Here is a 1,667-nt window from a genome sequence, read left to right on the forward strand (position 1 = left end):
CTAAAAACCACTTTAGCCCTCATACCACAGGCCAAAATAGTAAGTCCTGCTTCATAAAGCATCACCCACTTTAACCTACTGACTACAATAGTAAATATGCCATTCATGCGTATAGGCGCTGAAGCGTGTGACAATGCACAATATTGGACAGAACACTAAATAAACTAGGTCATACGGCCGTATTTTTAATATTGATTTTGGCATGTGTAAAGCTTGAGCCAACTCACTTAGCAGAAAGACAACGAGAACAAGGCTGGGGGCATTTGTGGAATAAGAATAAACATGGCGACAATAAACAGCAAATGACTAGCGGCTTGATAAGATGACTATCACAACCTTACCTTGGCCTCACTCGCCTTGAGAGAAACCTCAACACGATGTGCCCTTCAAACCTAATCGTACAGTTTGCTTAACAAAGTGACTTTGGGCTTATGCAAGCTTCAGGGGTAAATGCTGACTGTGCAACATCTCACCCCTTCTGAATTAGGATTACCTTTAATTCTCTAATGCTACTTAGCTCTCATATCTAAAATAGGCATATTTTCACCACCCAACATTGTTGCTGGCAGCTTTCCGTCCCAATTTTGAGCTTCGGTCAGTTTAATGATTAATGGGTTATCCCCAAGAGCTTTGGCCTTTGCATTAATCGCTTCTGCTTCAGCAAAACCTTTTAATTTAATCGCCTTCGCTTCAGCTATAGCGATAAGCTCAATACCATCAGCTTCGGCTTTTGCCGTATTTACGGCTCTTTGAGCTTCTAAGTTTTGTCTAGCCAGTTTATGTTTCTCTGCTGCGGCTAAGTTTTTCTCAGTCTGCTTAGTCTCGATTGAGGTAAGGTATTTTTTTGGTAGGGCTATATTTTCAATCTGTATATTATCTACGCTTACTGGAAACGCGGCCATTTCTTCAATTAAGTTTGATTCAATTGCCTGAATAGCACTTGCTCTATCTTGAATCAGTTGCTCTGCATCATACTTGGGAATCACATCCTTAGTTGCTGACCTAAACCTAGGGTCAAGAATGCGAGCTTCAAACTGTGGAAGACCGCCATACTGTCTAAAGAGATCTAACGCTGCAGATTTGTCTACCGTCCAGTTAACGGATACGACGACCGTGACTGGCATCTGCTCTTTTGTGCTTGAGGCCATTTTCTCTTCATTCTTGCGTGTCCGAACTTCAATCTCTTCAACGCTGTCGATAAACGGAACTTTAAAATGTAAACCTGGGCTTACCTGTGTTTTCGCTTCACTAAAGCGCTTAACAATACCAATGTGCCCCTCATTAACAGTATAAACGGAACTAAAGAGAACAAAAGCAACGGCAATTCCGGCACCTACCTTCTTAATAGGTAAGTTAAGTTTCTTCATTTCTACAGCTTGTTTCATGCTTTTTACCAACCAACTTATTATATGTGTAAATAATCAATATCAATCCTAACGCCCGTAAGAAAGTGAGCCCCACAGAGCTAACCAAGTACACGGTACTTTTATCATAACCGCCGAGCGTAACGCATCATATTAGTCCTTATTTTTATTACTTGCCTGTTTTATATTCCATCACGAGCCTTACTATTTCATCGAGTTCCTCGCGTTCGTTTGACGAATATAACCCAGACTCTACAACACCAACGTCATCGTTATTGAAAACACCGACACGTAACTCATATT

Annotated in this window: 1 protein-coding gene; it reads right to left on the bottom strand. The window is 41.0% G+C overall.

The window, feature by feature from the left end; genetic code table 11:
• Nucleotides 1-509 precede the first annotated feature (509 nt).
• Nucleotides 510-1,385, bottom strand: a complete 876-nt coding sequence (locus tag AB4653_RS23890) for a prohibitin family protein (protein ID WP_102257610.1) — start codon at nt 1,383-1,385, stop codon at nt 510-512.
• Nucleotides 1,386-1,667 lie beyond the last annotated feature (282 nt).

Source organism: Vibrio sp. 10N.222.48.A3, from assembly GCF_041475345.1.
GTDB classification, from domain to species: Bacteria; Pseudomonadota; Gammaproteobacteria; order Enterobacterales; family Vibrionaceae; genus Vibrio; species Vibrio tasmaniensis_A.

Bases quoted from the DNA above. Each gene is read 5' to 3' on its own strand.
- AB4653_RS23890 (WP_102257610.1), bottom strand. From the start codon at position 1,385: ATGAAACAAGCTGTAGAAATGAAGAAACTTAACTTACCTATTAAGAAG.